The 14,424-nt window shown below is 37.5% G+C and carries 8 protein-coding genes; 7 read left to right on the forward strand and 1 reads right to left on the reverse strand.

Annotated elements, in window-relative coordinates:
• The 7 genes from H5119_RS11535 (at position 1) to H5119_RS11565 (ending at position 13,680) form a co-directional block, all read left to right on the forward strand.
• The gene (locus H5119_RS11535; protein ID WP_138585664.1) at positions 1 to 1,029 is read left to right on the forward strand and encodes a hypothetical protein; all 1,029 of its coding nucleotides are present in this window, start codon (positions 1 to 3) and stop codon (positions 1,027 to 1,029) included.
• Positions 1,026 to 1,877 carry a hypothetical protein gene (locus tag H5119_RS11540; RefSeq protein WP_182702330.1) on the forward strand — a complete coding sequence of 284 codons (852 nt, stop codon included), beginning with the start codon at positions 1,026 to 1,028 and terminating at the stop codon, positions 1,875 to 1,877. The genes H5119_RS11535 and H5119_RS11540 overlap by 4 nt, the downstream gene beginning before the upstream one ends.
• Positions 1,877 to 6,688: a DNA/RNA non-specific endonuclease gene (locus H5119_RS11545; protein ID WP_182702331.1), complete on the forward strand. Its 4,812-nt coding sequence runs from the start codon at positions 1,877 to 1,879 to the stop codon at positions 6,686 to 6,688. Before H5119_RS11540 ends, H5119_RS11545 begins: the two co-directional genes overlap by 1 nt.
• 11 nt (positions 6,689 to 6,699) lie before the next feature.
• A complete protein-coding gene (locus H5119_RS11550; RefSeq protein WP_138586855.1) occupies positions 6,700 to 7,452 on the forward strand; it encodes an immunity protein YezG family protein in 753 nt (250 codons plus the stop codon).
• Between the two features lie 596 nt (positions 7,453 to 8,048).
• Positions 8,049 to 8,735 carry an RHS repeat-associated core domain-containing protein gene (locus H5119_RS11555; protein ID WP_310737454.1) on the forward strand — a complete coding sequence of 229 codons (687 nt, stop codon included), beginning with the start codon at positions 8,049 to 8,051 and terminating at the stop codon, positions 8,733 to 8,735.
• A gap of 42 nt (positions 8,736 to 8,777) precedes the next feature.
• Complete coding sequence (locus tag H5119_RS11560; protein ID WP_182702332.1) at positions 8,778 to 9,752, forward strand: transposase; 975 nt, start codon at positions 8,778 to 8,780, stop codon at positions 9,750 to 9,752.
• Positions 9,753 to 10,269: 517 nt separating this feature from the next.
• The gene (locus H5119_RS11565) at positions 10,270 to 13,680 is read left to right on the forward strand and encodes an ATP-binding protein (RefSeq protein ID WP_182702333.1); all 3,411 of its coding nucleotides are present in this window, start codon (positions 10,270 to 10,272) and stop codon (positions 13,678 to 13,680) included.
• 14 nt (positions 13,681 to 13,694) lie between these two features.
• On the opposite strand, the gene H5119_RS11570 is transcribed toward H5119_RS11565, so the two are convergent.
• Positions 13,695 to 14,144: a hypothetical protein gene (locus H5119_RS11570; protein ID WP_182702334.1), complete on the reverse strand. Its 450-nt coding sequence runs from the start codon at positions 14,142 to 14,144 to the stop codon at positions 13,695 to 13,697.
• Positions 14,145 to 14,424: the final 280 nt, after the last annotated feature.

Genomic DNA, 14,424 nt, shown 5'->3' on the forward strand with positions numbered 1-14,424 from the left:
TTGCTGTCTAACTACTTAAGTAATCACCCAGCTCAATTACTTGCTATTAGTAATGCGCAGCTGTGTCCGTTTACGTCGGTAGGGCATGTAAAAATGCTGAAAAAAAGAGTGTTAGAATTATGCTGGCTAAACGCCAAATGCAATAACTTATCCCGGGCATTTACAGCGCCAAAGTTGGATTTACTTATTTCGCTTATAGAAAGTGACGAAAATCCAGCCATTGTTTCCCAAGCATGTATTGAAATAATGGCAAATTTGCCTCAAAACATAAACATAACGTTTATAAATAATGTCCTAAATGAGCCCAAATTAACGGTGCTCGCAAAACTTATTATAAGTAAAGTATTGTTGCAACAGCATAGTTTTAATCTTATTCGGTTACTTGACGTTACTACGTTGTTTTTTGCTTACACGGCTCAAAGCGAGCATTCAGAACAAGCACTTATTGCAATAAATCAGGCTATATTAGTCACTGAAGAGTCGAGTAATGAAAGCATGCTCACTATTTTCGATGAACTTTGTAAAAATGATCTGATTAACTCACCGTTAATGTCACTTTTTTTATTATTACTAAGCGCCGACCAAGTCAATAAAATAGGTAATCACGCAAGTAACACGCTTTGTATTGATGATACCTTACAGGTGTTATTACAAAGCGGTTTTGTAAAGCTTGTGCCTCTTGCTAATGCGTCATTGCTGCAATTAGAGCAACCAAAAAAAATAATAGCGCTAATTAAACGTACATTAGGCGAGACACTAGATTTGCTTGTTAATTTTGAAACACAAGTTCAAGCATATAATGATGATGAGCATGCCCTTATAGATTTTCAGCAACAGTTAAAGCTGAATTGGCCAAAATACGAAACTCAGCTCTCAACACAACGATTAATAGCGGGTAAAGTGCTTGATGAGCCATTAAATGCGATACAAATGTCTGCAATGGACAGCTACAGCCAAGCTTTATTTAATTTATACACCTACTACCGACATGTAGCGGCAGAAAAAGTAAGCTCTGGAGTGCAAAAATGAGCGCTTTCAGCATTGAAATTAATGATTTTTTGGTTATTGCTGAAACAAGCATTGATGAGCTTGTGTATGGTGAGATCACGGTTGCCTCAGCGAAGTCCGTTTGGCAATCGTGGGATATATGTATATACGACTGTATAGTCAAGTCTAAAGCGTTAATGGCTAATGTAGAGGATTTAAATAGACCACTGGTGTGGCTTTTACCTGCGTTGTCATATCAAAATGAGCTTAAGCAAGTTTTTGAAAGTAGTTTGAAGCAGCTGTATCCAGATCATGTTGAGCACTTATTGTTTTATGGTGCAACGGGTGCGCATGCATTGGTTGCATTAGCTAAAAAAAATCACTGGGATAAAGTAAACGTTATTGCACTTGATGCAACCTTTAAAGCAAATGCTCAAGGTGAATACAGTTACCAAGGCGTTGGTGGTGCACTTGCCACGTTTGAGCATGTAAAATCGGGCTGGTCACAATCCAGTTTTGAGTTGGCACCGACTGTCGATTTTTTAAAGCATAATCAATTAAATGGTATGTTTTCGCGAATAGCAGAGCAAACTCAGCAGCCAATAGACATCATTTTTGCGCCAGGAAATGGCATTAATCCCGACGGCGACGTGTGGGTAAATAATTTACAATTGCTCAGTACTTTAATTAATGAGCATACACATTATGAGCTGCCTAATTATAAACTAGGCCAAATTGGTGCCCTTGAGGGATTAGTTAATTTGTACCAATTAACAACAAGCCCCATGATTGTTAATCATTACGAACATGCCTTAATGATTTCACAAGAGCAAGCAAAACACCAAGCAACAGCATCATACTTATGGATAAGTGAGGAAGTACACAACTAATGCAAAATAATACAGTTGTTTTACAAGGAACGAGTTACCCTATTTGCCTAGTTGCTGGTAAAGGTAGTACGCCGTCTGGTTATGCCCCTGCCGTGGCAAATACTCCTGAAAGCGCAAGCAAGCAAATTGCCCAAGTTGGCAGTACATTAACAAGCGATGCTACTAAGCGCCTCGATGTCATTAATTTACTCAATAGTGCGGGGGGGGGGTGCTCTCGCAGTGCAACTGCACGCGAAACAGCAAGCGCACTCACCCAAGCCCTTATTTCAGGTGCTGTGACGTGTTACCACCAAAAAGCGAAGTCGGCTATTCAGGTAAGCGATAACACAAACAGCGGCTCTGCCGGTAAAAAATCAGCGAAAAAGGGCGCGTCTCCTGCCTCTGGAAAAAGCGCCGCGCAAGCACCTAAATCAAACTCAGGCAGTGCCAGTAATGCGACCGCAAGTGAAACCCCTATTACAGAGCAAGCATGCCGCTCAGACCCGGTTTCAATGCTATCGGGTGAAGAAATATTACCTTTAATCGATTTTACTCTAGCAGGCAGCAAACAATTAATTTGGCGACGTCTGTACCGTTCATCCCATGCCGATGTGTGCAGTGTGATGGGCAATGGTTGGCGACACGACTTTATGGTGCGCTTAACTGAGCATTACCAGCCACCACCCAACGTAGGGCCTAAACAAAAAGGCACGTATTGGTTAGAGTACCAAGACGAGCATGGCGCTAAACATCGCTTTGAAAAAGTAAAGCCTGGGCAATCGAGCTATCAGTTAAGCAGTAATCTGGCACTGCATTATCAAACCAATGGTAAGCACGTGCTCGTGACGCCTGACGACCAACACTTGACCTTTAAAGCCGGTGAAAATTCGTGGTTACTTGAAAAAATAATCAATGAGAAAGGTCAACGTATTGGTTTTTATTACGATGCAAAAGAGCGCATAAACCGTATAGAAGTCAACAAAGTACGTGGTTGTATTATTAGTTACAACCAACAGGGTTTACTGAGTAAAATTGCAGCGTATCAGAGCGATAAAAATAATAAACAGCAGCTTATATACCCCGTACTTGCAACCTATGAGTACGATGAAAACAACAACCTTGTTCAAGCCACTAATCAGCAAAACGAGACTGAACGCTACGCCTACAACGCCGCTAATTTATTAACCAAGCGAACCCGAGCCAGCGGTTTTAGCCATCACTTTGAGTGGGATAGCTATTCACCGAGTGCTAAATGTATAAAACAATGGGGCGATAACAACACCTATACCTATCAGTTTGAATACAACCTTGAGCGCGGCGAAACAACCTGTATAGACTCACGGGGCCATAAAGAGCACTTTGTACACAACGCGCAAGGTAAATTAGTTAAACATACCGACCCTAATGGCAATGTGTGGCAATACGCGTATAACGCACAGGGGCAAAAAGTAACTGACGTTAAACCCGATAACAGCATAACGCGTTACAGCTATACGCCTTATGGGCAATTAGCCTCCATCACGCAGCCTGATGGCAACCAAACTCACTTTGCGTATAACCAACTAGGGCAACGGGTATTAACCACCTTGCCAGATGGGCAAACCATTACGCGCAAATACAGCGTAGCGGGTTTACTGCAAAGCGAAACGTTTGGCGATGGCCGCACCACATTATACAGCTACGACAAACTCGGCCAGTTAACCCAACACATTAATAAAAATGGCCAAATCACTCAATTTGTATGGAACGAGCAAGGTGAGCTATTAGCCAAGCACCATAACGACGAGCTAATACGTTACAGCTACGACAATTTAGGCCGTGTAAACGCCACCATAAATAACGCAGGGCTGCTGACTCAATACAAATACAACGCGCATGGGCAGCTTGCGCAAACCACCGCCTTTGACGAAAACGACCCTGAACATAAACAGCATCAATATTTTAGTTACGACGACGCAGGGCGGCTAATAAGCTCACAAAACAGCAAAGGCGACACCACAGAGCAACACTTTGAAGGGCTAAGCCAGCCACATTGTGTTATTCAGCCCGATGGCAGCGCACTGCACTTAACCTATGACAAAGAGCGTAACTTAACGGCCATTGAGCGTAGCGACGGCCACGTATACCGCATAAGTTACGATGCTAACGAAAACCCAACACAAGTCACTGGATTTGATGGCACGCTACAACAATATAAATACGATGCCTGTAACCGCTTAGCCTCGGTAACACAAAGCGATAAACGCCACGTAAAAATAGAGCGCGACAGCCTAGGCCGCGTAACCGCACAACATGCAAGCTTGGCAAGCGACTCACATATCGTTAATAACGCCAATTATTACGGCTATAACCTGCAAGGTAAAATTACCCGTGCCCACAACGCACAATCAACACTTAAACAACGCTTTGATAAAGGCGGGCGACTACTGCATGCCGAGCAAGTACATAACCAGCAACAAGCGCATACCTTACAATACAGCTACGATGACTACGGCAGACGCCAAACCCTGACGCTGCCAGACTCAAGCACGCTTAACTACAGCTACAATAAATTCGGTCAGTTAAGTGCTATTCATTTACAGCAAGCAAACAGCAAAGCGAATGATTCAGCTAGCGCAGCAAAGCCGCTCGTAACATTAAACTACGACAGCCAAGGCAATATTAAAACGCAGCAGTCTGGTAACAGCATTACCCTTACTCAACAGTTTGATGTATTCAACCGCTTAACACAGCAACAGCTTACACACCCAGCGCAAGCACTATTCGATACCTGTACGTACAATTACGACAGCATCAACCAGCTGATTGCCCGTAAAAACGAAGGTGTTAGCAGCCACAATATCAATTTTGAATACAACAGCTTGGGGCAGTTAATACAACAAAATCTAGCCTGTGATGAGAACAATAAAATCACACACTACCAGTGGGATAGCTTTGGTAACCCACAAAGCCAAACAGTGCAATCAAGCACAAGTGATGCAGACAGTAGTGAGCAAAATACTACAAATACTGATGCCAGCTCTTCTATTGATTTAACACGCGCCACCCATGGCGAATACAAAGAGTTAGCGCCATATAGTAATAAAAATAGCAGTAACGCTGACTCAGTAGTAAACAATGAAGACACTAACAACACCACAATAAACAGTGCCACCGACGCCGACCGGCTAACCCACTTTGGCGACAGCGACTTTTACTACGACGAATTTGGTAACCAAATACGCGAAACTGGCAAAGGCATAAAAACCCGCCGCGAATACAACGCGTTTAACCAGTTAAGCTGCTTTAATAACAACGGCACGCTTACCCAATACGACTACGACCCATTAGGGCGTCGTATCGCCAAGCACACCGAGCAGGGTAAAATAGACTACATTTGGGATAACGACCAGTTAATCGGTGAATATCAACACGGTGAGTATACCTGGTATATCAACCTGCCAAATCAATTTCACCCATTAGCATTAATTAAAAAAGGTGAGGTGTATTATTACCACCTAGACCAACTGAATACCCCACGGTTTGTAACCAATAAAAAAGCAGAAGTCGTATGGGAAAACCAAGCTGATGTGTATGGTTATGAAGAGTCAGAGGTAAGCACTACAAATAGCTTCACTCAGCCAATTCGTTTTCAAGGGCAATATTTAGATGAAGAAAGCGGCTTACATTACAACCGCTACCGTTATTACAGCCCCAAACAACAGCGATTTATAAATCAAGACCCGATTGGTTTAGTGGGTGGGATAAACCATTATCAATATGCGCCCAATCCGATTAATTGGGTGGATCCGTTTGGGTTAGAGTGTAAGGAGGAAACCCCTACTAATAGATTAATTCCTGTTATAGGAGCTTCTGGTAAAATAGTTGAACATATTTCAATTGATACTAAATTAGTGAGATTCGAGAGCCCGCTAGAAAGTACACCTATGACACCACATGAATCTCCATTTTTTGATGTTTCAAAGGCGATGGAATATGGTTTAAAGCCTGATTACTATCAAGCGTTATTTGCTGCTTCGGAACCAAACCTCGACGAACTAACAAAGTTGAGGAAGAAGCAAGGGTATTTTGATGATGATGTGGAACTAAAACAAGCAACTGTAGGTGAGTTGTTAGATAAAAACCCTGATGCAAAAGTGCTATCCGATTTTAGGTTTAATGGCTCTGTTTTAGGTAAGAAATCTGGGGGTTATATTGTAGTCACAAATAATCAACCAGAAAAACCAAAAGAGCCAGAAAAACCTAAAAAATTCAATTTTAAAAAACCAAAAGCAGAGAATGACAAGGTAGATAAGCCAATTGTAAAAATTTTGGCTGGAAGTGCATCAGATAAACCTAGAGAAAGAGGTAGTTGGGCGAAAGAACTTGAAAACCCTAAACCTAATACTATATACGAGGTTACTTCTATCCATGATGGTCAACCTGCAACTTATACTTATGAAACGGATGATCAAGGACGTACAATAAAAGTTACAGGCAAGCTCAAAAAGTCAGCTATTGAAAAGCAAAAAGAAAGAGATAAAAAGCACCGCAGCTCTAAACAAAGTAGTTATGGTGGGGATAACCCTGACTATGATGGCGGGCATTTAATTGGTACTCTATTCCAAGGCCCAGCAGAAAAAATAAACTTGGTACCTCAGTTAAAAGACCAAAATCGTTATGGTGATTGGCGTAAAATGGAAAGAAAGTGGGCAGAGCATTTGGAAGATGGTAAAGGCGTTGAGGTGGAAATATTGATAGAATATTCAGATGATGGGATAACTCCAGATTCTTTGTTTGGTAACTATGTAATAGGTAATGGAAACCCAATTCCGTTTGAATTTGATAATTAAGGAATATTAAAGTGTTTGAAACAATTGATGATATATACAACCATATCGGGCAAGCGATGTTTAATGCTCTTCCTGAACAATGGGAAAAGGCTTGGTTTGAAGTTTTATTATTAAATCCTGATGGAGCAATTCAATCTAATCAGGAATACATTTTAAATAACAAAAAATTCAATTTTGATACAAATATCATAAATGGAGTTGCTAAAAATGCAAAATGTGGAAAAGCTTTCTGTGCGCTTTATCACCTTATGCAAAAGAATGAAAATGATGTTCCTTGGAACAAAGTTCGTTTTGAAATAACTTCGGAAGGTGATTTTACAATTGATTTTAAATATGATGAAGATTTTGCTTATTTAAATTCATTAGATCCTGATAAAGATAAGTATCCAAGTTCGGATGAAATTTTAGCAATAGAAACATGGGAAGGCTTGCCTGAAAGTTACCCTAGGTATTGGAAAAAAACGCTATTAATACTTCCAAATATTGATACGTTAACGAGAGCAGATGTTTCTGCATTTACTTTAAAACATAATAACTCAGCATTGTTGAAAGAGCACTGGCAAGATAAGTACTCCGATAATGCAATGCAATTATGGGAAGAGATAAAGCAAACCTATAAAAATAAACTGGAAAGCAAATACAGTATAGAAGAATTAATATTTGTCCTTAATTATGATTTTGCTGTTATGCCTTATCAAAACTCTGAGGAAGATGATTTAGGGTTTTATAAATGGATATTTATAGAAATTTCAAAACTAAGTTAAAATATTTTAGTTTTTTCATATTTTATTTATAAAAATTTAAATAATAAAAACACCCATCTCAAATGACAAATAAACTAGACACCCAACCTAATTTTTGCAGTTTGGCGAACTAAGTACTAGGCTTTTATCAGTGTGAAGGCAAAAATAACAATGACACCCACTTTAAATGGTGGGTGTTAATTTACTGATAACACGTTGTAATAAAGCAATATAATACTAAAAAATAACGAAATAATATAATGCAGTCATTGGACAAATAACAATGACACCCACTTTAAATAGTAGGTGTTAACTTACTGGTAACACGTTGTAATCAAACAATATAACACTAAAAAAGTAACGAAATAATATAATACAGTCATTGTAAATCTATATTAAAAATATGCTCTTTAATAACATGGATGTTGTAAGGGCTTAGGTTTTTAACCTAAGCCCTTATCTTTTATTCCCGCCAAACAGCGCTAAATTGTAACCACCCAAATAAACTAGACACCCACCCTAATTTTTCCCGAATTCAGGTTCCAAGTGCACCAAACCTTAAATCACTAATTAATTAATAAAGGCCTCTTCAGCTGTCTGATAATTTAGTATTTTCCTTGGGCGAGTATTCTATAATAAGCAGTGCCACCGACGCAGACCGTTTAACTCACTTTGGCGACAGCGACTTTTACTACGACGAGTTTGGTAATCAAATACGCGAAACAGGCAAAGGCATAAAAACCCGCCGCGAATACAACGCGTTTAACCAATTAAGCTGCTTTAATAACAACGGCACGCTCACGCAATACGACTACGACCCACTTGGTCGACGTATAGCCAAGCATACTGAGCACGGTAAAATTGACTACATTTGGGATAACGACCAGTTAATCGGCGAATGCCAACACGGTGAATATACGTGGTACATTAACCTGCCAAATCAATTTCACCCAGTTGCGCTAATTAAACAAGGTGAGATGTATTTCTACCACCTAGACCAACTGAATACCCCTCGCTTTGTAACCAATAACAAAGCAGAAGTCGTATGGGAAAACCAAGCCGATGTGTATGGTTATGAAGAGTTAAAAGCAGAATCAAATAAAGAAGACTCTTTCACTCAACCAATCCGTTTTCAAGGGCAATATTTAGATGAAGAGAGCGGATTACATTACAACCGTTATCGCTACTACAGCCCCAAACAACAACGCTTTATAAACCAAGACCCAATTGGACTAGTGGGTGGGATAAATCATAACCAGAATAAACTAGACACCCACCCTAATTTTTGCAGTTTGGCGAACTAAGTACTAGGCTTTTGTTAGTATGAGAAATGAGCAGGGTGTCTTATGGCAATTGCAAGAAAGCGACAAGTAAGTTTGGTTGATACAAAATATTACCACTGTATCTCGCGCTGTGTTCGACGTGCTTTTTTGTGTGGTGAAGACCACTTTACGGGTCAATCCTACGAGCATCGTAGAGGGTGGGTTGAAGACAAACTGCTTGAGTTAGCCAAGGTGTTTTGTATTGATGTCTGTGCTTATGCTGTTATGAGTAACCACACCCATTTAGTCATGTATGTTGATGATAAAAAAGCGAATCGGCTGAATGACAAAGCAATTGTTATTCGCTGGCATAAACTTTGTAAAGGTACTGTACTCACGCAAAAATACATACAAGGTGAAAAGCTAAGTAAAGCTGAACTTATCTTTTTTAATCAAACAGTAAAGCAATACCGAGAACGCCTATCAAGTATTAGTTGGTTTATGCGATTATTAAATGAAAGCATAGCTCGCAGAGCAAATAAAGAAGATAACTGCACTGGCAGGTTTTGGGAGGGACGTTTTACATCACAAGCATTATTGGATGAAGCAGCCCTTGCGGCCTGCATGGCGTATGTCGATTTAAACCCCATCAGAGCAAAAATGGCAAAGACACCAGAAGAATCTAACCATACCAGTGTTCAAAAGCGACTAACATACGCAAAAGATGGCAAACAACCAAAACAACTACTGCGCTTTGCAGGCATGCCACGTCAAATCATGCCAAAAGGACTCCCTTTTGAGCTTAAATCGTACCTTCAACTTGTTGAGTTAACAGGACGTTGTATACGAGAGGACAAACGAGGGTATATTGAGAGTACACACTTACCCTTACTCGAAAGAGTCAATATTTCCCCAGAAAACTGGTTAAAACTCACCACACAATTTACGCGCGTATTTCACGGCGCAGTAGGGCGACCCAGCTCACAAGGAAGTTACTGTGAAAGCTTAAACAGAAAACGGCGAGCGAATATCAGTAACTGCGAAAAGCTACTGGCATAGACTTAAACTATTCATTAATAAATCATAACTGCACCAATGCAGTTGTTTTTATGCGTATAATTTAGGTTTATAGATGAAAGTGGCTTATTTAGTAGATGAAAAGAAGTAACGCAGTCTTAAAAAATAAATTATTAACCTAAAAAAATAAATCTAGTGACACAGCTTTGCTTGCTAAATTAGAGTGGCTGTCTAGTTTAGTTCCGAAAAAGCGCGAATATTTGAAATCAGCATTAAATATACTGTTGAACCATGAAGTTATTTCTGCTTTTCATTACTTCGATGATCTTCAACACTATAGAGTTTTACAAACAGAGTATTACCCGAACCTTTCGAAAGGGATAGATATTCTTGCGTTAGAATCGAATATTGAAAGAATTAAGCTAATTAAAGCCAAAGAAAAGAAATAGATAAAGCTTGCAATAAAAAATTAACTAATTGTTTTTGATCGCGTACATCACCAATCATTTTAATTCATTGGATAAGTCAGAAATACATAATTGAAGGATTATTTACAAAAATGAAAATAATAAAAACTCTAAGTGAAAGAATACAGGATCCAATAGACGGAAAAGTAAATATAGAATCTCAATTATATACTTTAGCTACTGATATAGAGAAAAAATGCCGTGAACATTTGAAAAGAGTAATAACGGTTCTTAAGGAATTTGATTTACATGATGGGTCACATAGCGAAAAAGTTCTGGAAAATATAGAAGAGTTGTTAGGCGATAATACTATAAAAGAATTATCCTCTTATGAATTATTTTTATTGCACTTAGCTCCATTTTTACATGACTGTGCAATGGCTCCTGCTGAATGGGAGATTAAGCTGTTTCAATTGACTGAAGGAACTGAAGAGTTTTATACGGATGCTGAATCAGTCAAACATGATTTAAAGCGTCCTTTTAAGTTATCTGAAGCAATAGAGTTTATAAAAAGTAAGACGTTGTATCAAAATTTTGATGAAGTATCACAGTGGTTTTTTTCTCCGTCAGATGAAAGTAAGCTTATTGAAGAACTTGGAGACTTATTAGTTAACTATCAATCGTTTAGAAATGGTCATAAAGAAAAACTCACAAAATTGAAATCGGTTGAAGAATTTGAGTTATTAAATGAATCCATAAGAACGGGGTTTATACGTGAAAACCATCATTTGCGAATTGAGCAGTATATTAAGAATCTCTCTAAGATTTTTGAAACCAATTTAGAGCAAGCAGCATGGGGAAAACAGCTTGCGAGGGATTTAGCAACTATATGTCGTTCTCATTGTGAAGATATACCGTTTATAGAGAATGTAGATTCAAAATCACATTACTTTGGAAAAGAAACCGCAAATTTACAAATGGTGGCTATATTATTGCGTTTAGGTGACATCATTCATTTTAGTTTTGATAGAGCACCTATTGAGATCAGAGCGTCTAAAGTATTTGAATCTAATTATAGTTTTCATGAGTGGGCTGTTAAAAATAATGGTGTTAATTATACTATTGAAAATGGTCTTATTTCTTTTAAAGCATTTTGCGGAACTCCCAAAGACTACTTCAAAATCCATGAATATATTGATTGGATTGATGTTGAAATTCAAAATTACTTTCGTTTTGAGCGAAACTGGAAAAAGAATTACCTTACTGAATTGAATGAAAAAGTTTGCCGTGATGGTGTAAGGCATGATGAAGATGTTTTTTACCCTATTCGAGATCTAAAGTTTAAATTAAATCAGAAGCAAATATTAGAGCTGTTAATGGGGGTAGGGTTATATAAAGACAAATATTCCTGTTTACGAGAACTTTATCAAAACGCTCTAGATGCATGTAGATGCCTTAAATCATCATCTAGTTACCAAATAGACAACTCAATCACTTTTTCTCTTAGTGACAATGAAGAAGGCACATACTTAATCTGTCAGGATGACGGTATAGGAATGACAAAAGATATTATTGAGAACTACCTTCTAAATATTGGTAACTCTTATTATAAATCTTCAGATTTTTTTAAAAAACAAGCTCAATGGGAAGGAAATTTTACGCCAACATCACAGTTTGGAATAGGTATTTTGTCTTGTTTCATGATTGGTTCTCGCATTGATATCACAACTAAATCTCTAAATGAGAAAGTTATCTCATGTGCTATAGATGGGCCTCATGAAAGCTTTTATTACAAATTTCCTAATAAATTAGATACTGAGAGAATAGGTACTTCAGGAACGATAGTGAAAGTTCTACTATCACCTTCTATAAAGAAAGAGCTATTAGTATCTGAACTAGAGAAACTTGAACTTTTGCTTTTAGGTCGGGGAGATAGGCTCAATGAGGAATTTCAGCACTATAAGAAATACTTTAAAGATTGGGATAACCATTTATTTAATAAAATTAATCAAATGGTTAGTACCCCAACCATGGGTGTTAAAGTAAAAGTAAGCTTGGTTAGTGGCAGGAATCTTGAGGTTGGCGAAAAACCATATAGCTATTGTGAATTTGAAAATGTAAAAGATGAGCTTCCATTTATTGATTATTTAGTTTCAGGAAATTTCATGAGAATGCCTGACTTTACATATTCTCAAGTAATTCCTAATACAAAGAATTATAAACAATTTATAGAACACCAAGGAATTCAGGTAACGTGTTTAATTTGCTTACCAAAGAATGGATTTCCATTTAACGATGTAAAGGCATTGAATGTAAGCCCCTTCATTGGACAATATGGTGTCTGCATTGATGGGATTGCAATTGACAGTAATGTTTCATTGGACAGAGAAATTGAAAATTTGGCTGCCATAGAGCGTATATCGCTACTAAATTTTACTGGTGATATTAGGCCACAATTATCTGTTGATCGGAAATCGGTTACTTCGTGGCCTGACAACCTGTCCCAATGCATGAGTTCAATTACGATAAAGCTGATAAATTCAATAATAGAAACAGTAAAGAAACATATAGAATCCTGTAATTTACTTCCTGATAGTAATGAAGTTAACTTAATTTGGAATTATATATTTAGTCGGTTTGAATTCGCTTCTTCTTATTTAATTCGTGAGTTAGTCAATTCTGATGTAGGAAATGTTAGTTGGTCTGAACTTAATGAACTTACTGCCACAGATACAACTATTCAAAATTTTATTGAAGCAAAAGAATTAGTAATCAAATCTCCTAACAATGTTAAAAAGAGTAAGGTAGCCGAACAAATCTTGTTGGGTAAGTTACTCTCCGCCGAATCAATATCTGTGACGAATAACAAAGTTTATATTCAAGCAGGCCAAAGCTTTCAATTGGTTAATATATCAGACGCATATGGGTATAGAGATGATGAAATATTGATTTCATCATCGTGGGATGAATCTATTGAATTTGATCTTATTTCTGAGATGTTACCTGTTGTTCCAAATAGGCTTTTTAATGCTTTGGAGAAAGGAGAATTTGCATTTAAAGGCAAAATTGGAGATAAGGGAATTAAGATAAATTCATATAGTAATGGACTAGGGGCATTATTCAAACAAGATCCTGTAATGATCAGTGAGACTATGGGGCTATACTCCCCAGAAATAGATTCATTTGGGAATGATGATAAAGACAAAATTTATAGTTTTCATAGCCGAAGAACTGGATTTTGGTTGAGTGAAATTAACTCTCACAAATCAATGTTTGAAGATAAGCAGTTCAATGTTGTATTTGTATTTGTATCACCTAGAACCTTAAGTGATGTAGAAGAGAGTAGCCTATCAGAATTATTGGAAAAAGATCCCGCATACGTTAAAGGAGTTAAAGAAGGATGGAGTATTTTATTTACAGGAATGAAACAGCAAAACTCAATTATTAAAGCTGGCCTTCAAACTAGAGATGATATGGTTAAAGAGCTATCTGAATCTTTTTGGTCAGAATATGAAGATAAAAGTTTTTGGTTTCTTGATGGAACAGAAATGAAACGAATATAATTACTGTAATAAGCCTACATTAGGCTTATTAAGAAATTTTCTAAATTAAATGCAACTATTGAAATAACTAATAACGCCACCAAAAACCAAGTTTCTACCCATCTAAGAATGTTTTTGAAACTTGGTGCTTTTCTACCAAAGTTGATTGTTAAATTCTGAAGTAAAGCCATTTCTTCTTTTCTATAATCACGCCATGAAAAAATATTGGCGATTGTGATTAGCGCAAAAATGAGCGAAAGAAAAAGTATAAAAACTTTTGAAAGATTAAAAGTCAAAATCAGAAGTTCATTTGTTATCTTTCCTGATTTCTCGAATATAACCGCTGCAATGATAAAAGCAAAAACTGAAGTTATAAACTTTCCATACATGGTTATATTTTTAAATAATGCTTCATCTAGGTGTTGTATTTTAGATAACAGGAACTTGTAATGTTCTAGTGCTAGTTGCTCTTTTAAATCGGACATTAGTGTATAATTTTTTTAGTAATATTATTTACTTAACTCTATAAAAAATAGAGTTTAAAAGATACTATTTACATTGTGTTTTTATCGAATAGAGGATAAAAGTACGAAGTTTTTTATAATAACTAAATAAAGGTTAGTCGCACGGAAAAATTAACTTGAATCGCCCCGTGTTTGCCAGAGACTCAATAACTTGAGAAACTGGAACTATGAAAAAATCAAATCGCTATACATCAGAATTTCGTGAACGTGCAATTAGGCTTGTTACCACACAACAGCATGA

This window comes from Pseudoalteromonas sp. SG45-5 (assembly GCF_014164085.1).
Classification (GTDB): domain Bacteria; phylum Pseudomonadota; class Gammaproteobacteria; order Enterobacterales; family Alteromonadaceae; genus Pseudoalteromonas; species Pseudoalteromonas aliena.

Bases quoted from the DNA above. Each gene is read 5' to 3' on its own strand.
- H5119_RS11540 (WP_182702330.1), top strand. From the start codon at position 1,026: ATGAGCGCTTTCAGCATTGAAATTAATGATTTTTTGGTTATTGCTGAA.
- H5119_RS11545 (WP_182702331.1), top strand. From the start codon at position 1,877: ATGCAAAATAATACAGTTGTTTTACAAGGAACGAGTTACCCTATTTGC.
- H5119_RS11560 (WP_182702332.1), top strand. From the start codon at position 8,778: ATGGCAATTGCAAGAAAGCGACAAGTAAGTTTGGTTGATACAAAATAT.
- H5119_RS11565 (WP_182702333.1), top strand. From the start codon at position 10,270: ATGAAAATAATAAAAACTCTAAGTGAAAGAATACAGGATCCAATAGAC.
- H5119_RS11570 (WP_182702334.1), bottom strand. From the start codon at position 14,144: ATGTCCGATTTAAAAGAGCAACTAGCACTAGAACATTACAAGTTCCTG.